Genomic DNA, 17,140 nt, shown 5'->3' on the forward strand with positions numbered 1-17,140 from the left:
AGGACAATGTCCATCAAAACAATGGCTCGCGGCCTGGCCGGAGTGGTGGCGCTCGGGCTGGCAGCGCTCGGGCTGGGCTCCACGGTGCCCGGCGCGCAGGCCGATAACCTCATCGACCCGAATTCCACGTACACCCTGACCGTGCACGCGCAAAAAGGGCCGGCGAGCGCGGAGGCGGCTACCGGGCAGGAAATAACGACGCCGGGAGAGGTGATTCCGGGCGCGAAATTCAAGCTCGAAAAGTCGACCATCAATGTGACGACGAAAGACGGGTTTGAGAAGGCGCGGAAGGGTGAGTTCGGCGAGGCGGATACCGCTTTCACTCAGAGTACTGAGCAAACCGTGAACGACCAGGGCACGATCACCTATTCGGATCTCAAGCCGGGCTACTACCGCTTGACCCAGACTTATGCGCCGGTTGGATACAGCCCGGCCAAGGTCTCCTACATTATGGTTCCCCTTACCGACCCGCAAACCGGCAAGTACATGGACAATATCCACGTGTACCCCAAGTCCACCGATGCGGGGTCAGTGACGAAGAAAGACATCACTCCGGAAACTGGCTTGGTGACCAAGGGGTCAAAGATGACCTTCCAGATCGACACCAAGATTCGCAAACTCGCGGAAGGTAAGAAATATGATTCCTTCGTGGTGACCGATACCCCGGTTGCCGGCCTGGAAGTGAATGGCGCGAAGGGCGCTGTGAAGAGCGTCGTTATCGTTGAAAGCGAAGCAGCCGCAGCGGGCGAAGCCACTACCACTTTAGAGCAGGCTGATTACACCGTATCCGACGGCTCCACGGTTGATCCTGCTGTGGAAAAGAAAGTCATTACTCTGACCCAGACCGGTCTCGAAAAGGTGACGGCAAACCAGGGCAAGTTCCTGCGCGTGATCCTGGAAGCTACCGTGGCGGATAACGTCACTGATAAGGTCTCCAACTCCGCGGATGTCACCAATAAGGCCGATGACGAATCCACCTCGACCACGGTCAGCACCCCGGGTGGAGAGAACACTCCCAGCACCGTCATGGGCAAAATCAAGATCAATAAGTACGAAACCGGCAAAACTGACCCGCTCGAGGGCGGCAAATTCGAGCTCTACGTCTGCGGTGAAAACGGTAAGGTTCTCGAACAGAAGCTCACTATTGACGGCAAGAGCGAATTCGATGCCGCAACCGCTATCGGTCCCATCCGTGCGCTGACCGGCCCGAACCTGTGCGTCAAGGAAGTTAAGGCACCGGAAGGTTACGAGCTGAATCCGGATGCGGCCTCGGTCAAATTTGACGCCGCAGCTATCACGGCAGCGAAAGATAAAACCGTCGAAGTCACCATCTACAATCACAAGACCAGCGATTTCGCTTCGAAGCTCCCGCTGACCGGCGGCGCCGGCATCGCGGCCTTCGTGCTGGTGGGCTCGCTGCTCCTCGCGGCCGCCTACCGTCACTCCCGCAAGGTGGCCTAATGAAGCATCTGAGGGATGCCTGGCGTTCCACCGCGGTGACTGTGCTCTTGGCACTGTGCGGAATTGGGGTGCTCTTGTATCCGGTGGTGGCAAGCCAGTGGAACAACGCACGCCAGCAGCACGTGGCACGCCAGTACGCGCAGGAGGAACGCCAGGTACCCCCGGAACTCCTCACCGAGACCCTACGCTCGGCCGAGGAATACAATAAACAAACCCCGGGCGCGCCCATCCTGGACCCCTGGCTCGCGCGGGTGGCTAAAACCAACGACCCCTACCAGGCGTATCTGCGCCAGCTTGCGATACTCCCGGAAATGGGCCGCCTGGTCATCCCGGCCACCCACGTCAATCTGCCCATCTACCACGGCACTTCGGACGAGGTACTCCAGAAAGGCATCGGGCACCTCTACGGCTCGTCCCTCCCCGTTGGCGGACCGGGCACCCACGCGGTACTCACCGGGCATTCGGGCCTGTCCAGCGCCACCCTCCTCGATAACCTCTCGAAGGTGAGCGAAGGCGACGCGCTCTACCTGCAAGTCGCCGGCCGCGAAATGAAATACCAGGTCACCTCCATTAAAGTTGTGGAACCCGACGAGGTGGCGAGCCTGGCGCGTGTGGAGGGCGAGGACCTACTCACGGTCATCACCTGCACCCCCTACGGCATTAACTCCCACCGGCTGCTCGTCACCGGCCGGCGGGTCCCGCTCGAGGAAGCCGGTGTCCCGGACGTCGCCGGAATCGCCTGGCCAACCTGGATGATCGCGATTCTGGTGGTGTGCGCGCTCGCGCTCGTATGGCTACTGTGGTGGCTGATTCGGAGGAAACATAACGATGACGAAAAAACTGATAGCGTTCTTCAGCCTGCTCGTCCTCCTGCTCGGCACGCCTAGCCCCGCGCACGCCTCCCCGGTCACCGGCGACGGCCAAAGCGCCGACCTCACGCTGCTCGATCCCCAAGCCCGCGGCGAAATCACCATCATCCGTACCGGCAATAATCCGTACGACGACGCAGCTGCCGCACTCACGTGCGGCAGCGCGCCATCCGGCCGGCAGGTGCGCCTGCGCTACGTATCAGGTATCAACCTGGCCACCGATTGGGGCCGGCTAGGTGGGCTCACCGTAGAGTGGGCGGCTCAGCACATCTCCCACGAATGGATCGAGGTCACCGATAGCGCCGGGCGCGCCACCTTCGCTGATCTTCCCGTCGGGCTGTACCTGGTGGATGAGCTCGCGGGTGATGAATCTGCGGTGGGGGATCCCGAGAAGGAGAACTCTGGCTGCCGGAGAATCGCGCCTTTCCTGGTTACCCTTCCCGTGACGGAGAAAGGCACCTGGAGTTACCGGCTCGAAATCACCCCGAAAATGATCAACCCCGCTGGGCCGCACCCGGAACCTTCCCCAACCGCCGCTCCGCCCACTCAGCCCGCGCGTCCAACGCCTCCAACGCCTAGTGAACCTACTGCGCCGCCTGCCGAGCCGCAGCCCTCCGACCAGCCACAGCGCACCGGGTGGGGATTCCTCACGGAAACTGGCGCTGCGGTAGAGATGCTTCTGGTGGTAAGCGGCGCGCTGCTAGGGTGCGGCGTCGTCGCAAAAATACGACAGCGGCGGGAACGGACCGGGCACAGGTAAGTAACGACCGGGCACACAGGCGTACCGGCCGAAAGCCGCCTATGGGCTACTTTTCGAGCGTTGCGAATACTCGGACTGCGGTGGCGGGCTTGTTACGGATCGCGGATTCCAGTTGGATATCCTCCCAATCCTCGATGCCTTGGTTGAGAGCTTCGCGTGCTTGTGGTGTGCACGCCACGCCGAGCTCGTCAATGACGAAGAAGAGGATTTCTTCCAGGCAGGGTCGGAACCAGCGCCGGCCCACCGTGAAATGAATATCAGCAACGTGGGGAGTGCGAGCCTCGTTCTTGATGCGCCGGCGCGAGCGGCGGGAATGAGTGCCACTCAGGACCAGGGCGTGTGTCCATTCATCGCGGTGGGAATGGATCTGGATATGGGCGCAAGGAATACTCGAACCTGAGTCGTGCAACTTTTTGGATTTTAGGATTTTCTTCGACGTTTGCCCTGTTCAGGGGGTTGTGGTGGGTGGTTTTGGGTCACTAATCGGTAGCGGTGTTTTAGCTTGACCGGGGCCGGGCCGCATTTTCTACGTAAATCGGGCACCTCCTCGGGTGCCACGCCTGGGACCGATAGACAAAATAGTTACTAATGGTGGCGTGGCGTTGGAATGGATCCGGGTGCGGACCCGCACGAACTGGGTCAGCAAACAAAGTGCGCGGGAGAGCACCGTTTGCACCCGATTTCGTGTCTGTAACGCGCACTATGGCACCGACACGGTCCAGAATGCGCACTTGACACCTCTGCCCACCTCGTGGCTGTGGCACGTGGCAGCGGCTCGGTGCTGTTTTTCGGCCGTTGCTTACGCCTGCCCCAACGGTGCCGGCGTGCTTTGAGGCGCGATGGTGTCGGACGCCCGGCACGCAGTGGCGTTTGAGTCGCGCAATTCGTATTGCGCTAGTCGTGCGAATTTACCATGCGCGTGGACAACTGGGGCACTAAGGTTGCACGACTCAGGTGTCCATTCATCGCGGTGGGAATGGATCTGGATATGGGCGCAAGGAATACTCGAACGTGGTGAGCGAATATAATCCCAGCGCACCAGCGGCTCGCTGTTTTTTGCTCCTCGGATGACCGAGAATGTTGATTCATTGACGCTGAGTAAACCGGTTTTCGAATTAAGGAAAACCTCGTAATCAAAACGGACAAAAAGGAAACGATCAACGCGAATATCGCCAAACAATCTTTTTGAGGGGAAAGCTCCCCTTGCGGTTTCTTGTTTCACCAGTGAAAAACTGGGATCAATCAACTCCCCAATTCGCTGTAGATGTGCCGCAAACTCATCGGTGCACTCATTCAAACGTGCGTTCACCACGGTAATACTCCTCAAAGCGATCCAGACCTATCATCTCGAAATAAGCGTCGGACTCTTTTGGTCCGAGCTGGTAGTTATCAGCGCGCCAGTCGAATTCTTCGCGGGTCATTCTGACCTCACGTAGGATTTCTTCTTTGCGCTTGAGAACATCTTCAAGCGAGTTAAACGTAAGCTCCGGAATATTCAACCGGTCCCCGTAAATATCCATGTGTCTCACTCCTTCAATCGCGAGTTCCGGGCGGTTACCCGTCCTTCTCCGTTATTCTCGCATGGTGCCAAGGCACAGCAAAGAGCCAATTACAACGCTGTGGACAAGGGTGACGTTTCGCGATTCTGTGGATAAATTCGCGCCCGCGCCCAGCCCGCTACCCACCCGGTCCTGACCCAGCTAAGCAACGAACCGGACGCACACGTACACTGGCGTAAAGCGACCTCCGCCACGGCCCAGGAATTGCCCGCTCGCATGCACTACGCTGGTGATGCCGCGGTGTGGCACGGCGGCTTCCCTGAGATTGAGAAGGTAGCTCGTCATGTTTGAGTCACTGTGCTGCGCCCGCGAATGGACCTTGCGCCCGGGCAGCCTGCTGCGCCGCTCGCTGGTCTGCCTCATCGGCGTGATCCTCACTGCGATCGGCATCACCGTGGCCCTCAAAGGTCACGCCGGCGTGGACCCCTTCACCGCCCTACTCCAGGGCGTCAGCCACATCACCGGCCTGTCTTTCTCCTGGGTGGTCCCGGTGGTCAATATCGCCCTCATCGCGCTCATCTTCCCCTTCGACCACAAAGTCCTCGGGCTGGGCACCGTCCTCAATTTCACCCTGGTCGGGGTGCTCGTCACCAGCTTCACCAGCACCCTCGACTCCATCTACGTTTTCACCTATTCAATCCCGGGTATGCTTGCCCACTTGGCTATCGGCCTGGTGATTTTCGCGCTGGGGCTCTCGCTTTATATCACGCCGGACATCGGCCAGGGCGCCGCCGACTGCATCGTCCCCGTACTCCTGCGCCGCTTCCCGAGCCACTCCTACCGCACCTTCCGCGTGGCCCAGGATTTCATCGTGGTCCTCATCGCCCTCGTGCTGTTCCGCTTCGATTTGAGCAGCGGCGTTATCGGCATTGGCACCGCGATTATGGCGCTGGGGATTGGTGTCGTCGTCGATTTCTTTAACCGTACGGTCGCGTACCGTCTTGTTGGTACGACGGCGTCCTACACGGCACGCCCCGCTCCCGCTATCACCGATATCGAAGCTGAGGCACAGGCCTAAAGCGGGTCTCAGGGTGCGGTGGCAATAATCGTCTCCACCCCGGCGGCCGCAAGCTCCGCAGCGCTCGGTTCGCCCGGCGGCGCAATATCCGTAATAAGAATCGGGATCTCATCAAGCGCGGCAATGGAATACATGGTGCGGCGCCCGAATTTGCTGTGATCCATGAGCACCACCGAGGTTTCCGCCGCCTGCATCATCGCAATTTTCGTTTGCGCGGTGTACTCGTAAGGATTCGTGAGGCCCCGGGCCGTCATCCCCACGGTGGAAAGCAAACACATATCCGCTTCGATATGGCGCAGCGCCGTGACGGTCATCGCTCCGTGACAAGACGATAACCAGGTGTAATACAGCCCGCCCAGCAGATAAATCTGGATGCCGGCCACGCCCTCCAGGTGCTGGGCCACCAGATGCGAATTCGTGATCACCGTGAGCGGCACCCGGGTGTGGAGCATGCCCAGCAGCGGGATAATCGAAGAAGAATCATCCAGAATGAGGGTCATATCCGGGCTAATAAGCTCGAGGGCCTTTTCGCACATGGCCTGCTTGGCATCCCAATTGACATGCGCGCGCACCTCCGGCGGAATCTCGGTAGCCACCGAACGCTGCGGCACAATCAGCCCGCGGGCCAGCACCACTTCCCCGTGTGCCTGGAGCTCGGCAACATCCCGATAGATCGTGGAGAGGGAATATCCCAGGCGACGCGCCAGCTCTTTGACGGCCATCGGGCCGGTTGCGGTGAGAATCTCCCGGATCGCACTCAAGCGCGAGGGGCCTTCGCTCAGGGATTGCTTCGTTGCCATATTTTGAGAGTACCAAAGCGCTCGGCCAGCTCAGGGGATATGCCCGCCGGCGCCGTGTCGCGGGAAAGCGCGGGAAAGGTGTGCGGAACGCGTCCACCACCCGTGCGAAAACGCGCCGGTAGCACCCGAGAAAACCGCGTGAGAAACCACGTGAGAAAACACCTGAAAATATTCCCACCGCGCCCGCGAAAATTCGCTCCGAAGCCTGCGGATTTTTCCTTGAAATTCCGCGGAAAACTGTCGAATCTCGCGCCCTGAGAACGTAGGTTAATACCAATGACCACGAAACAGCCGCGACGCTCAAGGAGGAGCACAGTGCGAGGATTGACATGCGTGGGGGACATTGTTACCGACTTCTCCCCGATCATCGGAACCGGAGCCTCGAAATTCGCTTTCGAAGCAAATGTAGGAGGTACCGGCGCGAATTGCGCCGTCGCCGCGGCCCGGCTGGGCCTGGATACCCTGCTGGTCGGATGCCTGGGAGATGACTTCATGGGCCAGTACGCCCGGGAAGTCCTGGACGGTAGCGGCGTGGATACCAGCCTGCTCAATACCAGCTACGGAGCCTGCACCTCCCACAATTTTATTTCCCTCGATAACGGCGACCGGAGTTTTACTTTCGCCATCCAGGGCAGCGCTTACCCGGAGCTCGTCATCACGGATGAATGCGCCCGCCAGCTGCTGCGCACCCGCATGCTCTATATTTCCGGCGTAAATTTCGCGCACGAACCGCTCAACGCCACCTCGCGCAAACTCATTGATACCGCGCGGGCCGCGGGCGTGCCCATGTCCATTGATTTCAATTACCGCCTGGCCCTCTACGGATCGGAAGAAAACTACCGGAGCCTGCTGCTGCCACTGCTCCCGGAATTCCAGATCGTCAAGGGCTCCCGCGAAGATTTCCGCATTCTCTTCGGGAGTGACAATCTCAAGGATGTTGCCGCGGATATCCTCGCGCGCGGCCCGAAGCTGGTGGTCATGACCGCCGACCACCTCGGGGTGGCCTACGCTACCCGCTCCGCCTACGGGGAAATCCCCGCCGTTTACAGCTCCGTGGTCGATACCACCGGGGCGGGGGACACCCTCATGGGCGCCCTCCTCGCGCAGCTGGATAGCCACGGTGGTATCGAAAAGATTAACGACGACGCCCTGCGGGCCAGCGTGGAATATGCCAATGTAGCCGCCGGTATTGCCACCCAAACGCTCGGAGCTATCCCCTCGATGCCCACCGCGGCCGACGTTGCGGAGCTCCTCGACGAGTTAGATCAGCTCAACTCCTGCGCAGAAACGAAGGTGGCCTAAGCATGCGTGATACATTCTTCTCCGCCCGCGAATGGACGTTGCGCCCCGGTAGCCTGCTGCGCCGCTGCCTGGTCTGCCTGCTCGGCGTCATCATCACCTCAATGGGAATCACGGTGGCCCTCAAAGGCCACGCCGGCGTGGATCCCTTCACCGCTATGCTCCAGGGCGTGAGTTACGTGACCGGGCTGTCCTTCTCCTGGGTGGTGCCGCTCGTCAATATCGCCTTGCTCGCGATCATTATCCCCTTCGACCGTAAAATCTTCGGGTTGGGTACCGTCCTCAATTTCACCCTGGTCGGGGTGCTCGTCACCGAATTTACCAAGGTCCTGGATTCCATCTACGTTTTCACCTACTCGGTACCCGGAATGCTCATCCACCTGGCGGTAGGCCTGCTGCTGTTCGCCTTCGGGCTTTCCCTCTACATCACCCCGGATCTCGGGCAGGGCGCCGCGGACGGCATCGCCGCGGTACTGGTGCGCCGCTTCCCGCAGCGTTCCTACCGTTTCTTCCGCATCGCCCAGGATTTCACCGTGATCATCATCGCCCTCCTGCTCTTCCGCTTCGATCTGAGTGGCGGCGTGATCGGGGTGGGAACCGTGGTCATGGTGGTCGGCATCGGCGTCGTCGTTGATTTCTTCAACCGCACGGTTGCCGGAAAGCTGGTAGGAGCGCCGTCGCCCCTCACCACGCACGCACAAGCACAACCGGAACCCGCCGCAGAATTTTCACACACATCCGCTGTTCTTCATCAAAGGAGCGCATCATGACAAGCACCGTACCCGCCCGCGAAGCGACCTTGAGTTTTCTGGCTCCCGAGCGCACCGCGTTCCTCAACGAACGCATGCGCGCGGCCGTGCCGGCCATCTGCACGGAACGCGCCCGTATCGTCACGCAGTCCTACCGCGAGAGCGAAGGCGAACCGGCCGTGATCCGGCGCGCCAAGGCCCTGCGCGACACCCTCGCTCAGATGAGTATTTTTATCGACGACGCAGAACTCATCGTGGGTAACCACGGCTCGAAACCGCGCTCGGCCCCGCTGTTCCCCGAATTCGGGCCGCTTTCCGAAAAGGAACTCGACCTTATGCCGGTGCGCAAAGTCGATACCCTCCAGGTCAGCCCGGAACAAAAACGCGAATTATTGGACGAGATTTATCCCTACTGGGTGAATCGCTCCAATGAGGACCTGGCCCGCCACCTCCTCGACGAGGAAACCAACCGGGTGCTTTCCGCCGATAATCGCCCCTTCGATACTCGCTCGCGGGCGCGCTCCGGCTACGGGCACTATATCCCCAATGTGCGGCGCATTATCGAAGGCGGCTTCATCGCGGTGGAAAACGAGGCGCGCACGCGCTTGGCGGAGCTTTCCCGCGGGGACGCGAATTATTCTGATAAGCGCGTTTTTTACGAAGCGGTGCTTATCGTGGTGGATGCCGTGCGTATTTTCCAGCAGCGTTTCGCGGAGCTGGCCGAGCGCATGGCGGCCGACTCCGTGGATCCCGGGCGGGCCGCCGAATTGCGAGCCATCGCGGAGAATTGCCGGCAGGTACCCTACCGCCCCGCGCGCACGTTCTGGGAGGCCTGCCAGGCCTACTGGTTCGTGATGCTCATTGACTATTGCAGCCAGAACGGCTCGGCCATTTCCGCCGGGCGTTTTGACCAGTACTGCTACCCCTACCTGCGCGCCGACCTGGATTCCGGGCGCCTGAGCCGCGCGGAAGCCCAAACAATTCTTGATGCGCTGTGGGTCAAACACATCGATATCATCAAGGCCTGCACCTATTCTTCGGCGCGCAATAACGGTGGTTTCTCCACCTCGGTGGCCCTCACCCTGGGCGGCGTGGATGAAAATGGGGAAGATGCCGTGAACGAGCTTTCCTATATGTGCCTGGATGCCGAACAGGCGGTCTTCAATTCCGAACCGAATGTTTCCATTCGCGTCTCGCATAAAACTCCCGACGCTTTCCTCGACCGGGTGCTGCGCATCCTCGTGGAAAACGAAGGCGGGAAGGATCCTTTCTTCAACGACGACGTGATTATTCCCGGCCTTGTTGAGCACCGCCATATGAGTCTGAAAGATGCCCGAGATTGGGCGATTGTGGGCTGTGTGGAACCCACCGGGCAGGGGAATACAATGGGGCGCACCAATTCTTGCCACTTCAACCTGGCGAAATGCCTGGAGCTGGCCCTTCATGACGGGCGCTGCCCCATGAGCGGGGAACAGCTGGGCCCCCACACCGGGGACTTCACCCAAATGCAGAGTTTTGCGCAGGTGCAGCGTGCCTATGCCGCGCAGGTGGATTACTTCGTGGAAATGATGGTCTCCACCCTCAATACCATCGAGCTGCTCCACGCCCGCGAAACACCCCATATTTATTGCTCCACCGTGCTCGATGGTTGCCTGGAAAGCGGGCGCGATTGCACCGAGGGCGGCGCGGTCTATGACGCCACCGGGGTGAACGGGGTGGGCCTTCCGGACGTGGTGGACTCCCTGGAAGTTATCCGCGAACTTGTTTTCGAACGCAAGGTGATGACCGCGGCACAGCTGCTGGAGGCCACCGCCTCCGATTTCGCCGACGAAGTGATCCAGCATCGCTGCCTCAACGTGGCCAAATACGGTAACGACCTCACCCGGGTGGATGACCTGGCCCAATTCGTGACCTCGCAATACACCGATTCGGTATACCGCTTCCGCTCCCCGCACGGCGGCTATTTCATCCCCGGGCTGTTCTCCCTCTCCTCGAATACCCCGCTGGGCCGGCAGGTAGGGGCCTTGCCTTCCGGGCGTGCCGCGGGCACCCCGCTGGGTGACGGCGGGATTTCCCCCAAGCACGGGATGGATACCAATGGGCCCACGGCGGTGGTTTCCTCCGTGGCGAGCTGGGATCATTCCGCGGCCATCAACGGGGTGAATCTCAATATGAAATTTGTTCCTGCCATGCTCAAGAAGCCGGCGGATCGCCAGAAGCTCATTGACCTTATCCGCGCCTATTTCGTGATGGGTGGGATGCATATCCAATTCAATATTCTCTCCGGGGAAACCCTGCGGGCCGCGCAGCGCGAACCGGAGAAATACCGCGGGCTGGTGGTGCGGGTGGCCGGATATTCGGCCTTCTTCGTGGAGCTGGACCGTGAAATCCAGGACGAAATTATTTCGCGCACGGTTCAAGAGTTGTAGCCCCAGCCGAGGCAACGAGCCTCGAGCAGAGTCCCGAGCAAGTTCCAGCGCAAGCTCCGAGCAAGTTCCCGCGCAGCAGCCCTCAGCAGACCCCGATAGGAAGAAAGGAGTGCAGATGTCCCGCGTTCGCCTCGCCACGGTTTTCAACGTGCAGCGGTATTCGATCCACGACGGCCCGGGCATCCGCACCGTCATCTTCCTCAAGGGCTGCTCGCTGGCCTGCGGGTGGTGCGCCAACCCGGAATCGATCAACGGTTTCCGCGAAGTCATGTTCGCTCCCGATAAATGCATCGACTGCGGGATCTGCATCGACCTGGCCGAGAACGGTGAAGTGACGCGCGGCCCCGAAGGCACGGTGGTGCTCCACCGGGAGAAAATCAAGCCCGCGAACCTCGAATGGGCCGAAAGCTGCCCTACCGGGGCGCTGAGCGTATACGGCCAGCGCCGCACCGTGGACGATCTGGTGGAAGAAGCCGCCCGCGACAAACTCTTCTTCGACCGCAGCGGTGGGGGAGTGACTTTCTCCGGCGGCGAGCCGCTCCTGCAAGCCCAATTCGTGGCGCAGGCCTGCGAAGAACTCCACCGGCGCGGCATCACCACCGCGGTGGAGACCTGCGGGAATGTGCGGCTGCGCGCCATCCAGCTGGTCGAACCGCATATGGACCTTTTTATTTGCGATCTCAAATTACTGGACGACGACGCACACCAGCGTGCAACCGGAGGAGGCAACGCCAGGATTCTCGAAACAATTTCCTATCTCGGGGAACACCACGGGGCGAGCACGATGGTGCGCACCCCGCTTATCCCGGACGTCACGATGGCCAGCGCCCAGATCGACGCCAATATCGCCTTTCTACGCTCGGTGGGAGTGCGCCACTATGACGTGCTTCCTTTCCACCGCCTCGGCACCGGAAAGTACACCGGGCTGGGCCGCACCTATCCCTTCGCGCATACCGAAACACCCGCGGATGAACTGGTGGAAGAGTACCGCGCTCGGATTCGCGCGGCCGGAATGAGCACGGAGTTCCCCGAAACTCCCTTGATCCACGCGGATGTATCCGCCCTACCCGATTCTTCCGAATCTGATTCTGTACAACCTGAGTCTTCACACCCCAACCACATGGCCCGCCGGGCCATGGCATAACCGCCCGCGAGGGCAGAAAGAAAGGATAATCATGGCACAGCCGGAGAAGAAAGCCGCTCAGATGACGCGCGACGAACTCGCCTCCTACATCGATTACTCCATCCTCAAGCCGCAATTCACCACCGAGGAAGTGGTGGAACTGGCGCATACCGGTATCAATTACAAATGTGCCACGCTGTGCACCAACCCCTGGGCCCTGGATGTGGTAGCACCTTTGCTGCCCGGGACCGGGGTGGGAATCTGCGTCGTCGCCGATTTCCCCTTCGGGCAGGGCACCGCAGCCGATAAAGAAATGCTGGCGCGTGCGTACGTCTCGCGCGGCGATATTCAAGATCTTGACCTGGTCATTAACTACGGGCTGCTGCGCGAAGGCAAGTGGCAGCAGGCCGCCGAGGAAATCAAGCCGGCTATCGCGGTGTGCCGCGAGGCGGGCGTGGTCACCAAGGTGATCCTCGAAACCGATGCTCTCGATAAGAAGGCCATCGAGGGCGGGGTGGAAGCGGTGATCGCCGCCGGCGGTGACTACGTGAAGACCTCCACCGGTTTCTACACCGGCGGGCCCACGGTTGGCGGGGCGCGCGATGTGATGGCGCATCTCATTGAGGTGACCGACGGCCGGGCCAAGGTCAAGGCCTCCGGCAATGTGCGCGACCAGGCCCACTACTTCGATCTCATCGATATGGGCGTAGAGCGCATCGGGGTAGGTTACCGCTCCGTGCCGGTGGTGCTCGGCGAGTAGCCGTACCGTTGTGGGCAACTAGCCCGAGCACCGGTGGGGGCGTACCTGCGTGCGAGAATCCGCCCCCGCCGTAACGTGATGACGGCGCCAGCAGAAGGATGTGCCCTGCTGGCGCCGTCGTTATATGTGCTCGTGGGCGATACGCGAAGCGGTGTCGTTGGTGGCGGTGAAGTGGCGCGAGCCGCCACGCAAACTGTGCGTCACGCAGAGTACGCGGGCCGCTACCCGAACCAGCGCTGCACCGCGGCCACGATCTCGCGGTCAAACGCATCATCGGAGTGATGCGCGGCGATCCACTCGCGGAAACTCCCGCCGCAGGCCGCATCCAGATCGGCCCGGCATTGCGCGGTGCGGGTGAGAACCCGGGTGAGCATGGCCGCCGCGGCCGCCTCATCGCCATCCGGATAGAGGAAGGGATAGTTTTCCGGAAGTAGCGCGCGGGCCCAGGGCACATCCGGGAACACCCCGAGTGCCCCGGCACCCAGGGCCTCCACGTAGGAGAGCCCGTAGGATTCCTCCGCGGCGGTGGCCAGGAAGGCCGTGGTGTGGGCGAGGGCCTGGTAATACGAGGTGCGGGTATCGGTCAGCGGCCCCACGTGCATCCACGGCAGGCGCGAATACCGCATGGCCTTCTCGGAAACCAGGTGTGCTTCGTGCAGACGCATCTCCACCGTGAGCGGGATGAGTTCGCGCACCCGGCTGAGCACATCCATGAAGAAATCGGGGCGTTTGCGCGCCGAGAGGTAAATCGCGGGATAGAGCACCACCGGGACCTCCGGTTCGCGCCGCTCCTGCACGTGGTCGAGGCGGAAACCGAGATTCACCCAGCCTAGCTTGAGCCTCCCGGCCAGCGGGGGCACCGTCCACTTATTCACCATCTCGCGGATCTCACCGGCAGTGCGCTCCGAATTGGCGAAGGTGGGGAAGAGCGCGCAGGAGAGGGCCACCGGGGCGATCTCCTCCGCGCTGTCCAGGGTGGAAACCGGCAGCCACACAAAATTCATGAGCCGCGGGGCGGGCCGGCCGGCCGCCACCCGGCCCGCGGCCCGTAGGCGCGCCCACAGGGCCGGGGTATCATGCACATCCATAGTGATGACCACCGTATCTGGGGCGAGCTCTTCGGCGGAAACCCCGCTGGGGTCAAGCACCACCGCATCCGGGAAAATGCGCAGGAGGCGGCGCAGCAGGGTAGCGCCGGCATCCTGGCCGGCTATTTTTCCTTCCGGGCTGATCTGAGCGCCGGACCAATGCACGGCGATATTCATGCCAGGACTCCCTTCTCGGGTTCGGATCCGGTGTCAAACCGGGAATGCGGTTCGAGCGCTGGTTCGGATACGGGCGAAGATTCAGGTGAAGATTCACGCGAAGATTCAGGTTCGGGTTCGTCCAGCAGCGGATCCTCGGTGGATGCCTGGATGCGCATGCTGTAGAACGAGCGGTAAATAAAGACGAGCGCGAGGGCCCCGAAGCACACCGCCAGGCCGGTGACCACCGCGGTGAGATTCTGGGCGTTGAGGCTCACGGCCAGCTCCACGGCGAGCAGGCCGAAGAGAGTCGTGAACTTAATAATAGGGTTGAGGGCCACCGAGGAGGTGTCCTTGAAAGGATCACCCACGGTATCGCCCACGATGGTGGCATCGTGGAGCGCGGTGCCCTTCGCGTGCAGATCCACCTCCACGATCTTCTTAGCGTTATCCCAGGCCCCACCCGCATTCGCCATGTAAATCGCCTGGTAGAGGCCGAAAATAGCGATGGAAATGAGGTAGCCGATAAAGAAGTACGGCTCGATAAACGCGAAGGAAAGAGTAGCGAAGAAGACCGCCAGGAAAATGGTGAGCATCCCCTGCTGGGCGTACTGGGTACAAATTTCGACGACGCGCCGCGAGTCATCGTGGGAAGCCCGCTCCGCATTTTTATCCAGATGGATGGACTCCTTGATGAACTCCACCGCCCGGTACGCCCCCGTGGTCACCGCCTGCATCGACGCCCCGGAGAACCAGAAGATCACCGCGCCCCCGCTGATAATCCCCAGCAGGAACGGGGCGTGCATGAGGGACAGCATCTCGATCCCGCTGGTCAGCCCACCGGTCAGCCCGATAATAATCGAGAAGATCATCGTGGTAGCACCCACCACCGCGGTGCCGATGAGCACCGGCTTGGCGGTGGCCTTGAAGGTATTGCCGGCGCCGTCGTTCTCCTCCAGCATGAGTTTGGCGCGATCCCATTGCGGGGCGAAACCAAAACTGGAGCGAATATCGGCGTCGATATTGGGGAGCGCCTCGATACGGGAAAGCTCGTAGACCGACTGGGCGTTATCGGTGACCGGGCCGTAGGAATCCACCGCGATGGTCACCGGCCCCATGCCCAGGAACCCGAAAGCCACCAGCCCGAAAGCGAAAACAGCCGGCGCCAGCATGAACTCACCGAGCGTGGCATCCGCGATCACGAAAGCCCCGGCCATGAGCCCCACGATGGTGATGCCCAGCCAGAAGGCGGAGAAATTCCCGGCCACCACACCGGACAGAATATTGAGGGAAGCCCCGCCCTGGCGTGAACTTTTCACCACTTCCCGCACGTGCCGCGAAGTGGTGGAGGTGAAGACCTTGACCAGCTCGGGGATAAGCGCCCCCGCCAAAGTCCCGCAGGTCACGATAGTGGCGAGCGCGAGCCACAGTGCGCCGTCGTTCCCACCCAAAACGAGCCAGGAGATCCCGTACACGCAAGCAATGCAGAAAATCGAGGTGAGCCACACGAGTGAACTCAGCGGTTTTTCGAAATTGAGGGTGGTGGCGCTCGCGTAGCGGGTGGCGGCCAGGCGCGCGTTGAGGCCGTAGGCCAGCGCCGAGGCGATAATCATGGCCACCCGCACCGTGAAGACCCACACCAGCAGGGTGGCTTGCAGCGCTGGGTCATGCACGGCCAGCACGATGAAGGTCACCAGCGCCACTCCGGTCACCCCGTAGGTTTCGAAGCCGTCCGCGGAGGGACCTACCGAATCCCCGGCATTATCGCCCACGCAATCGGCGATGACGCCCGGGTTACGCGGGTCGTCCTCATCAATTTTGAAGACGATCTTCATGAGGTCGGAGCCAATATCGGCAATCTTCGTGAAAATACCACCGGCGATGCGCAGCGCCGAAGCACCCAGAGATTCCCCGATCGCGAAGCCAATAAAGCAAGCCCCCGCCACATCCGCGGGCAGGAACAGCAAAATGACCAGCATCATGAGCAATTCCAGGGAAATGAGCACCATCCCGATGGACATCCCCGAACGCAGCGGCACCTGGTGCAGCGGGAGGGGCCGCCCGCGCAGCGAAGCGAAAGCCGTGCGCGCATTGGCCAGGGTATTCACCCGAATCCCGAACCACGCCACCGCGTACGAGCCACCCATACCCAGCAGCGAGAACGCCACCACAATCGCGAGCTTCCCCCAGGTGAAGCCCACCAGGAACTTGTAATAGACCACGATCACCGCGGTAATAAAAGCCCAGAGCACCAGCAGGAACCGCCCCTGTTTGACCAGGTAGGCTTTGCAGGTTTCGTAAATGAGGTCAGCAACCTCGGCCATGGCCCGATGCACCGGAAGCTTACGCAGATTCATATACGTGATGAGCCCGAAGCACAGCCCCAGCACGCAGACGCCCACCCCGATAAGGAGGAGCAACCGGCCGGATACCCCGCCCACCGCGCTCACGCCCGACAGATCAGGCAATACGATATTTGCTTCACCTCCGTGCACAGTTGCCGCACCGGCGGGCGCGCTCGCGGAGGCGGCGCACGAACCTAGGGCAACGGGAGCCAGCGCGAGCGCCCCGAGCAGGGCCAGCCGCCGGCGTGGACGCGAGGTGTTCTTGTGTGTGGATACAGAAAAACAACGTCCCATAATTACCTCGACATAAAATGATGAGGCTCCTTTGCCTCTCTTTTATCCTATGCCGGCCAGGCTGCTAGTTCTTGGGACCAGGTACGACGACGCCGCTCCTGCGCGGGCGCCACTGTGGCCGCGCAGGGGCGGGTGGGCCCGCCGCCTAGGCCCGAGGTCCCGCGGTGAGGGTTTTCGGGGCGGGTGCGCCGGCGCGGTGGCCGCAAAGTGCAAATCCTGGACCTCGAGGGGCGCAAAGTGTAAGTCAGGAACAGATAATCGGGGAAAACGGTGCGTGGATGTGCACTTTGATGGTGGGCCAAAAAGGGGACACAAAGGAAGGGGACAAAGCACCGCCCCCCGAACGGCGGACCGAAGTCCGAGGTTCGGGGAGCGGTGCGGATGGCCAGTTTCCAGCCCGGCGATGAACGCTAGCCGGCACATTCGGCCA

Annotated in this window: 15 protein-coding genes; 9 read left to right on the plus strand and 6 right to left on the minus strand. The window is 61.3% G+C overall.

The window, feature by feature from the left end:
• The first annotated feature begins 6 nt into the window (after nucleotides 1–6).
• From CYJ17_RS04385 to CYJ17_RS04395, 3 genes are read left to right on the plus strand one after another with little or no spacing between them, the layout of a single operon-like run.
• Nucleotides 7–1,461 (plus strand): SpaH/EbpB family LPXTG-anchored major pilin, encoded by a 1,455-nt coding sequence (locus CYJ17_RS04385; protein WP_087069831.1) that lies wholly within the window; start codon nucleotides 7–9, stop codon nucleotides 1,459–1,461.
• Nucleotides 1,461–2,348 carry a class C sortase gene (locus CYJ17_RS04390; protein ID WP_101657666.1) on the plus strand — a complete coding sequence of 296 codons (888 nt, stop codon included), beginning with the start codon at nucleotides 1,461–1,463 and terminating at the stop codon, nucleotides 2,346–2,348. Before CYJ17_RS04385 ends, CYJ17_RS04390 begins: the two co-directional genes overlap by 1 nt.
• Nucleotides 2,290–3,090, plus strand: a complete 801-nt coding sequence (locus CYJ17_RS04395) for an isopeptide-forming domain-containing protein (RefSeq protein ID WP_087069829.1) — start codon at nucleotides 2,290–2,292, stop codon at nucleotides 3,088–3,090. The genes CYJ17_RS04390 and CYJ17_RS04395 overlap by 59 nt, the downstream gene beginning before the upstream one ends.
• 46 nt (nucleotides 3,091–3,136) lie before the next feature.
• Here the strand turns inward: CYJ17_RS04395 and CYJ17_RS04400 are convergent, their stop codons facing one another.
• From CYJ17_RS04400 to CYJ17_RS04410, 3 genes are all read right to left on the minus strand, one after another.
• Nucleotides 3,137–3,499, minus strand: coding sequence for a hypothetical protein (locus tag CYJ17_RS04400; protein ID WP_234984400.1), 363 nt, complete (start codon nucleotides 3,497–3,499; stop codon nucleotides 3,137–3,139).
• 390 nt (nucleotides 3,500–3,889) lie between these two features.
• Nucleotides 3,890–4,402, minus strand: coding sequence for a hypothetical protein (locus CYJ17_RS04405; protein ID WP_180948682.1), 513 nt, complete (start codon nucleotides 4,400–4,402; stop codon nucleotides 3,890–3,892).
• Nucleotides 4,380–4,610 carry a hypothetical protein gene (locus CYJ17_RS04410; RefSeq protein ID WP_087069828.1) on the minus strand — a complete coding sequence of 77 codons (231 nt, stop codon included), beginning with the start codon at nucleotides 4,608–4,610 and terminating at the stop codon, nucleotides 4,380–4,382. Before CYJ17_RS04410 ends, CYJ17_RS04405 begins: the two co-directional genes overlap by 23 nt.
• A 322-nt stretch (nucleotides 4,611–4,932) precedes the next feature.
• On the opposite strand from CYJ17_RS04410, the gene CYJ17_RS04415 reads away from it, so the two are divergent.
• Nucleotides 4,933–5,667 (plus strand): YczE/YyaS/YitT family protein, encoded by a 735-nt coding sequence (locus CYJ17_RS04415; protein WP_087069827.1) that lies wholly within the window; start codon nucleotides 4,933–4,935, stop codon nucleotides 5,665–5,667.
• 8 nt (nucleotides 5,668–5,675) lie between these two features.
• On the opposite strand, the gene CYJ17_RS04420 is transcribed toward CYJ17_RS04415, so the two are convergent.
• Nucleotides 5,676–6,467: a DeoR/GlpR family DNA-binding transcription regulator gene (locus CYJ17_RS04420; protein ID WP_026429210.1), complete on the minus strand. Its 792-nt coding sequence runs from the start codon at nucleotides 6,465–6,467 to the stop codon at nucleotides 5,676–5,678.
• Nucleotides 6,468–6,782: 315 nt separating this feature from the next.
• On the opposite strand from CYJ17_RS04420, the gene CYJ17_RS04425 reads away from it, so the two are divergent.
• From CYJ17_RS04425 to deoC, 5 genes are all read left to right on the plus strand, one after another.
• On the plus strand, nucleotides 6,783–7,769 hold the full coding sequence (locus tag CYJ17_RS04425; protein ID WP_159454963.1) for a carbohydrate kinase family protein: 987 nt from the start codon (nucleotides 6,783–6,785) through the stop codon (nucleotides 7,767–7,769).
• 2 nt (nucleotides 7,770–7,771) lie between these two features.
• Nucleotides 7,772–8,536 (plus strand): YczE/YyaS/YitT family protein, encoded by a 765-nt coding sequence (locus CYJ17_RS04430; RefSeq protein WP_087069825.1) that lies wholly within the window; start codon nucleotides 7,772–7,774, stop codon nucleotides 8,534–8,536.
• Nucleotides 8,533–10,944, plus strand: coding sequence for a glycyl radical protein (locus tag CYJ17_RS04435; RefSeq protein WP_087069824.1), 2,412 nt, complete (start codon nucleotides 8,533–8,535; stop codon nucleotides 10,942–10,944). Before CYJ17_RS04430 ends, CYJ17_RS04435 begins: the two co-directional genes overlap by 4 nt.
• A gap of 115 nt (nucleotides 10,945–11,059) precedes the next feature.
• Nucleotides 11,060–12,088: a glycyl-radical enzyme activating protein gene (locus tag CYJ17_RS04440; RefSeq protein WP_087069823.1), complete on the plus strand. Its 1,029-nt coding sequence runs from the start codon at nucleotides 11,060–11,062 to the stop codon at nucleotides 12,086–12,088.
• Nucleotides 12,089–12,119: 31 nt separating this feature from the next.
• On the plus strand, nucleotides 12,120–12,827 hold the full coding sequence (deoC, locus tag CYJ17_RS04445) for a deoxyribose-phosphate aldolase (RefSeq protein ID WP_087069822.1): 708 nt from the start codon (nucleotides 12,120–12,122) through the stop codon (nucleotides 12,825–12,827).
• 221 nt (nucleotides 12,828–13,048) lie between these two features.
• Here the strand turns inward: deoC and CYJ17_RS04450 are convergent, their stop codons facing one another.
• Both CYJ17_RS04450 and CYJ17_RS04455 read right to left on the minus strand, forming a co-directional pair.
• The gene (locus CYJ17_RS04450) at nucleotides 13,049–14,092 is read right to left on the minus strand and encodes a glycosyltransferase family protein (protein WP_087069821.1); all 1,044 of its coding nucleotides are present in this window, start codon (nucleotides 14,090–14,092) and stop codon (nucleotides 13,049–13,051) included.
• Entirely contained in the window at nucleotides 14,089–16,710 is a 2,622-nt protein-coding gene (locus tag CYJ17_RS04455) for a sodium-translocating pyrophosphatase (RefSeq protein WP_244899297.1), read from the minus strand. The genes CYJ17_RS04450 and CYJ17_RS04455 overlap by 4 nt, the downstream gene beginning before the upstream one ends.
• Between the last annotated feature and the right edge of the window lie 430 nt (nucleotides 16,711–17,140).

Source organism: Actinotignum timonense (assembly GCF_002860685.3).
Classification (GTDB): domain Bacteria; phylum Actinomycetota; class Actinomycetes; order Actinomycetales; family Actinomycetaceae; genus Actinotignum; species Actinotignum timonense.

What these genes read in the sequence shown, in the direction of transcription:
- CYJ17_RS04430 (WP_087069825.1), top strand. Translation starts at nt 7,772, where the DNA reads ATGCGTGATACATTCTTCTCCGCCCGCGAATGGACGTTGCGCCCCGGT.
- CYJ17_RS04415 (WP_087069827.1), top strand. Translation starts at nt 4,933, where the DNA reads ATGTTTGAGTCACTGTGCTGCGCCCGCGAATGGACCTTGCGCCCGGGC.
- CYJ17_RS04420 (WP_026429210.1), bottom strand. Translation starts at nt 6,467, where the DNA reads ATGGCAACGAAGCAATCCCTGAGCGAAGGCCCCTCGCGCTTGAGTGCG.
- CYJ17_RS04435 (WP_087069824.1), top strand. Translation starts at nt 8,533, where the DNA reads ATGACAAGCACCGTACCCGCCCGCGAAGCGACCTTGAGTTTTCTGGCT.
- CYJ17_RS04395 (WP_087069829.1), top strand. Translation starts at nt 2,290, where the DNA reads ATGACGAAAAAACTGATAGCGTTCTTCAGCCTGCTCGTCCTCCTGCTC.
- CYJ17_RS04390 (WP_101657666.1), top strand. Translation starts at nt 1,461, where the DNA reads ATGAAGCATCTGAGGGATGCCTGGCGTTCCACCGCGGTGACTGTGCTC.
- CYJ17_RS04440 (WP_087069823.1), top strand. Translation starts at nt 11,060, where the DNA reads ATGTCCCGCGTTCGCCTCGCCACGGTTTTCAACGTGCAGCGGTATTCG.
- CYJ17_RS04455 (WP_244899297.1), bottom strand. Translation starts at nt 16,710, where the DNA reads ATGGGACGTTGTTTTTCTGTATCCACACACAAGAACACCTCGCGTCCA.
- CYJ17_RS04410 (WP_087069828.1), bottom strand. Translation starts at nt 4,610, where the DNA reads ATGGATATTTACGGGGACCGGTTGAATATTCCGGAGCTTACGTTTAAC.
- deoC (WP_087069822.1), top strand. Translation starts at nt 12,120, where the DNA reads ATGGCACAGCCGGAGAAGAAAGCCGCTCAGATGACGCGCGACGAACTC.
- CYJ17_RS04385 (WP_087069831.1), top strand. Translation starts at nt 7, where the DNA reads ATGTCCATCAAAACAATGGCTCGCGGCCTGGCCGGAGTGGTGGCGCTC.
- CYJ17_RS04450 (WP_087069821.1), bottom strand. Translation starts at nt 14,092, where the DNA reads ATGAATATCGCCGTGCATTGGTCCGGCGCTCAGATCAGCCCGGAAGGA.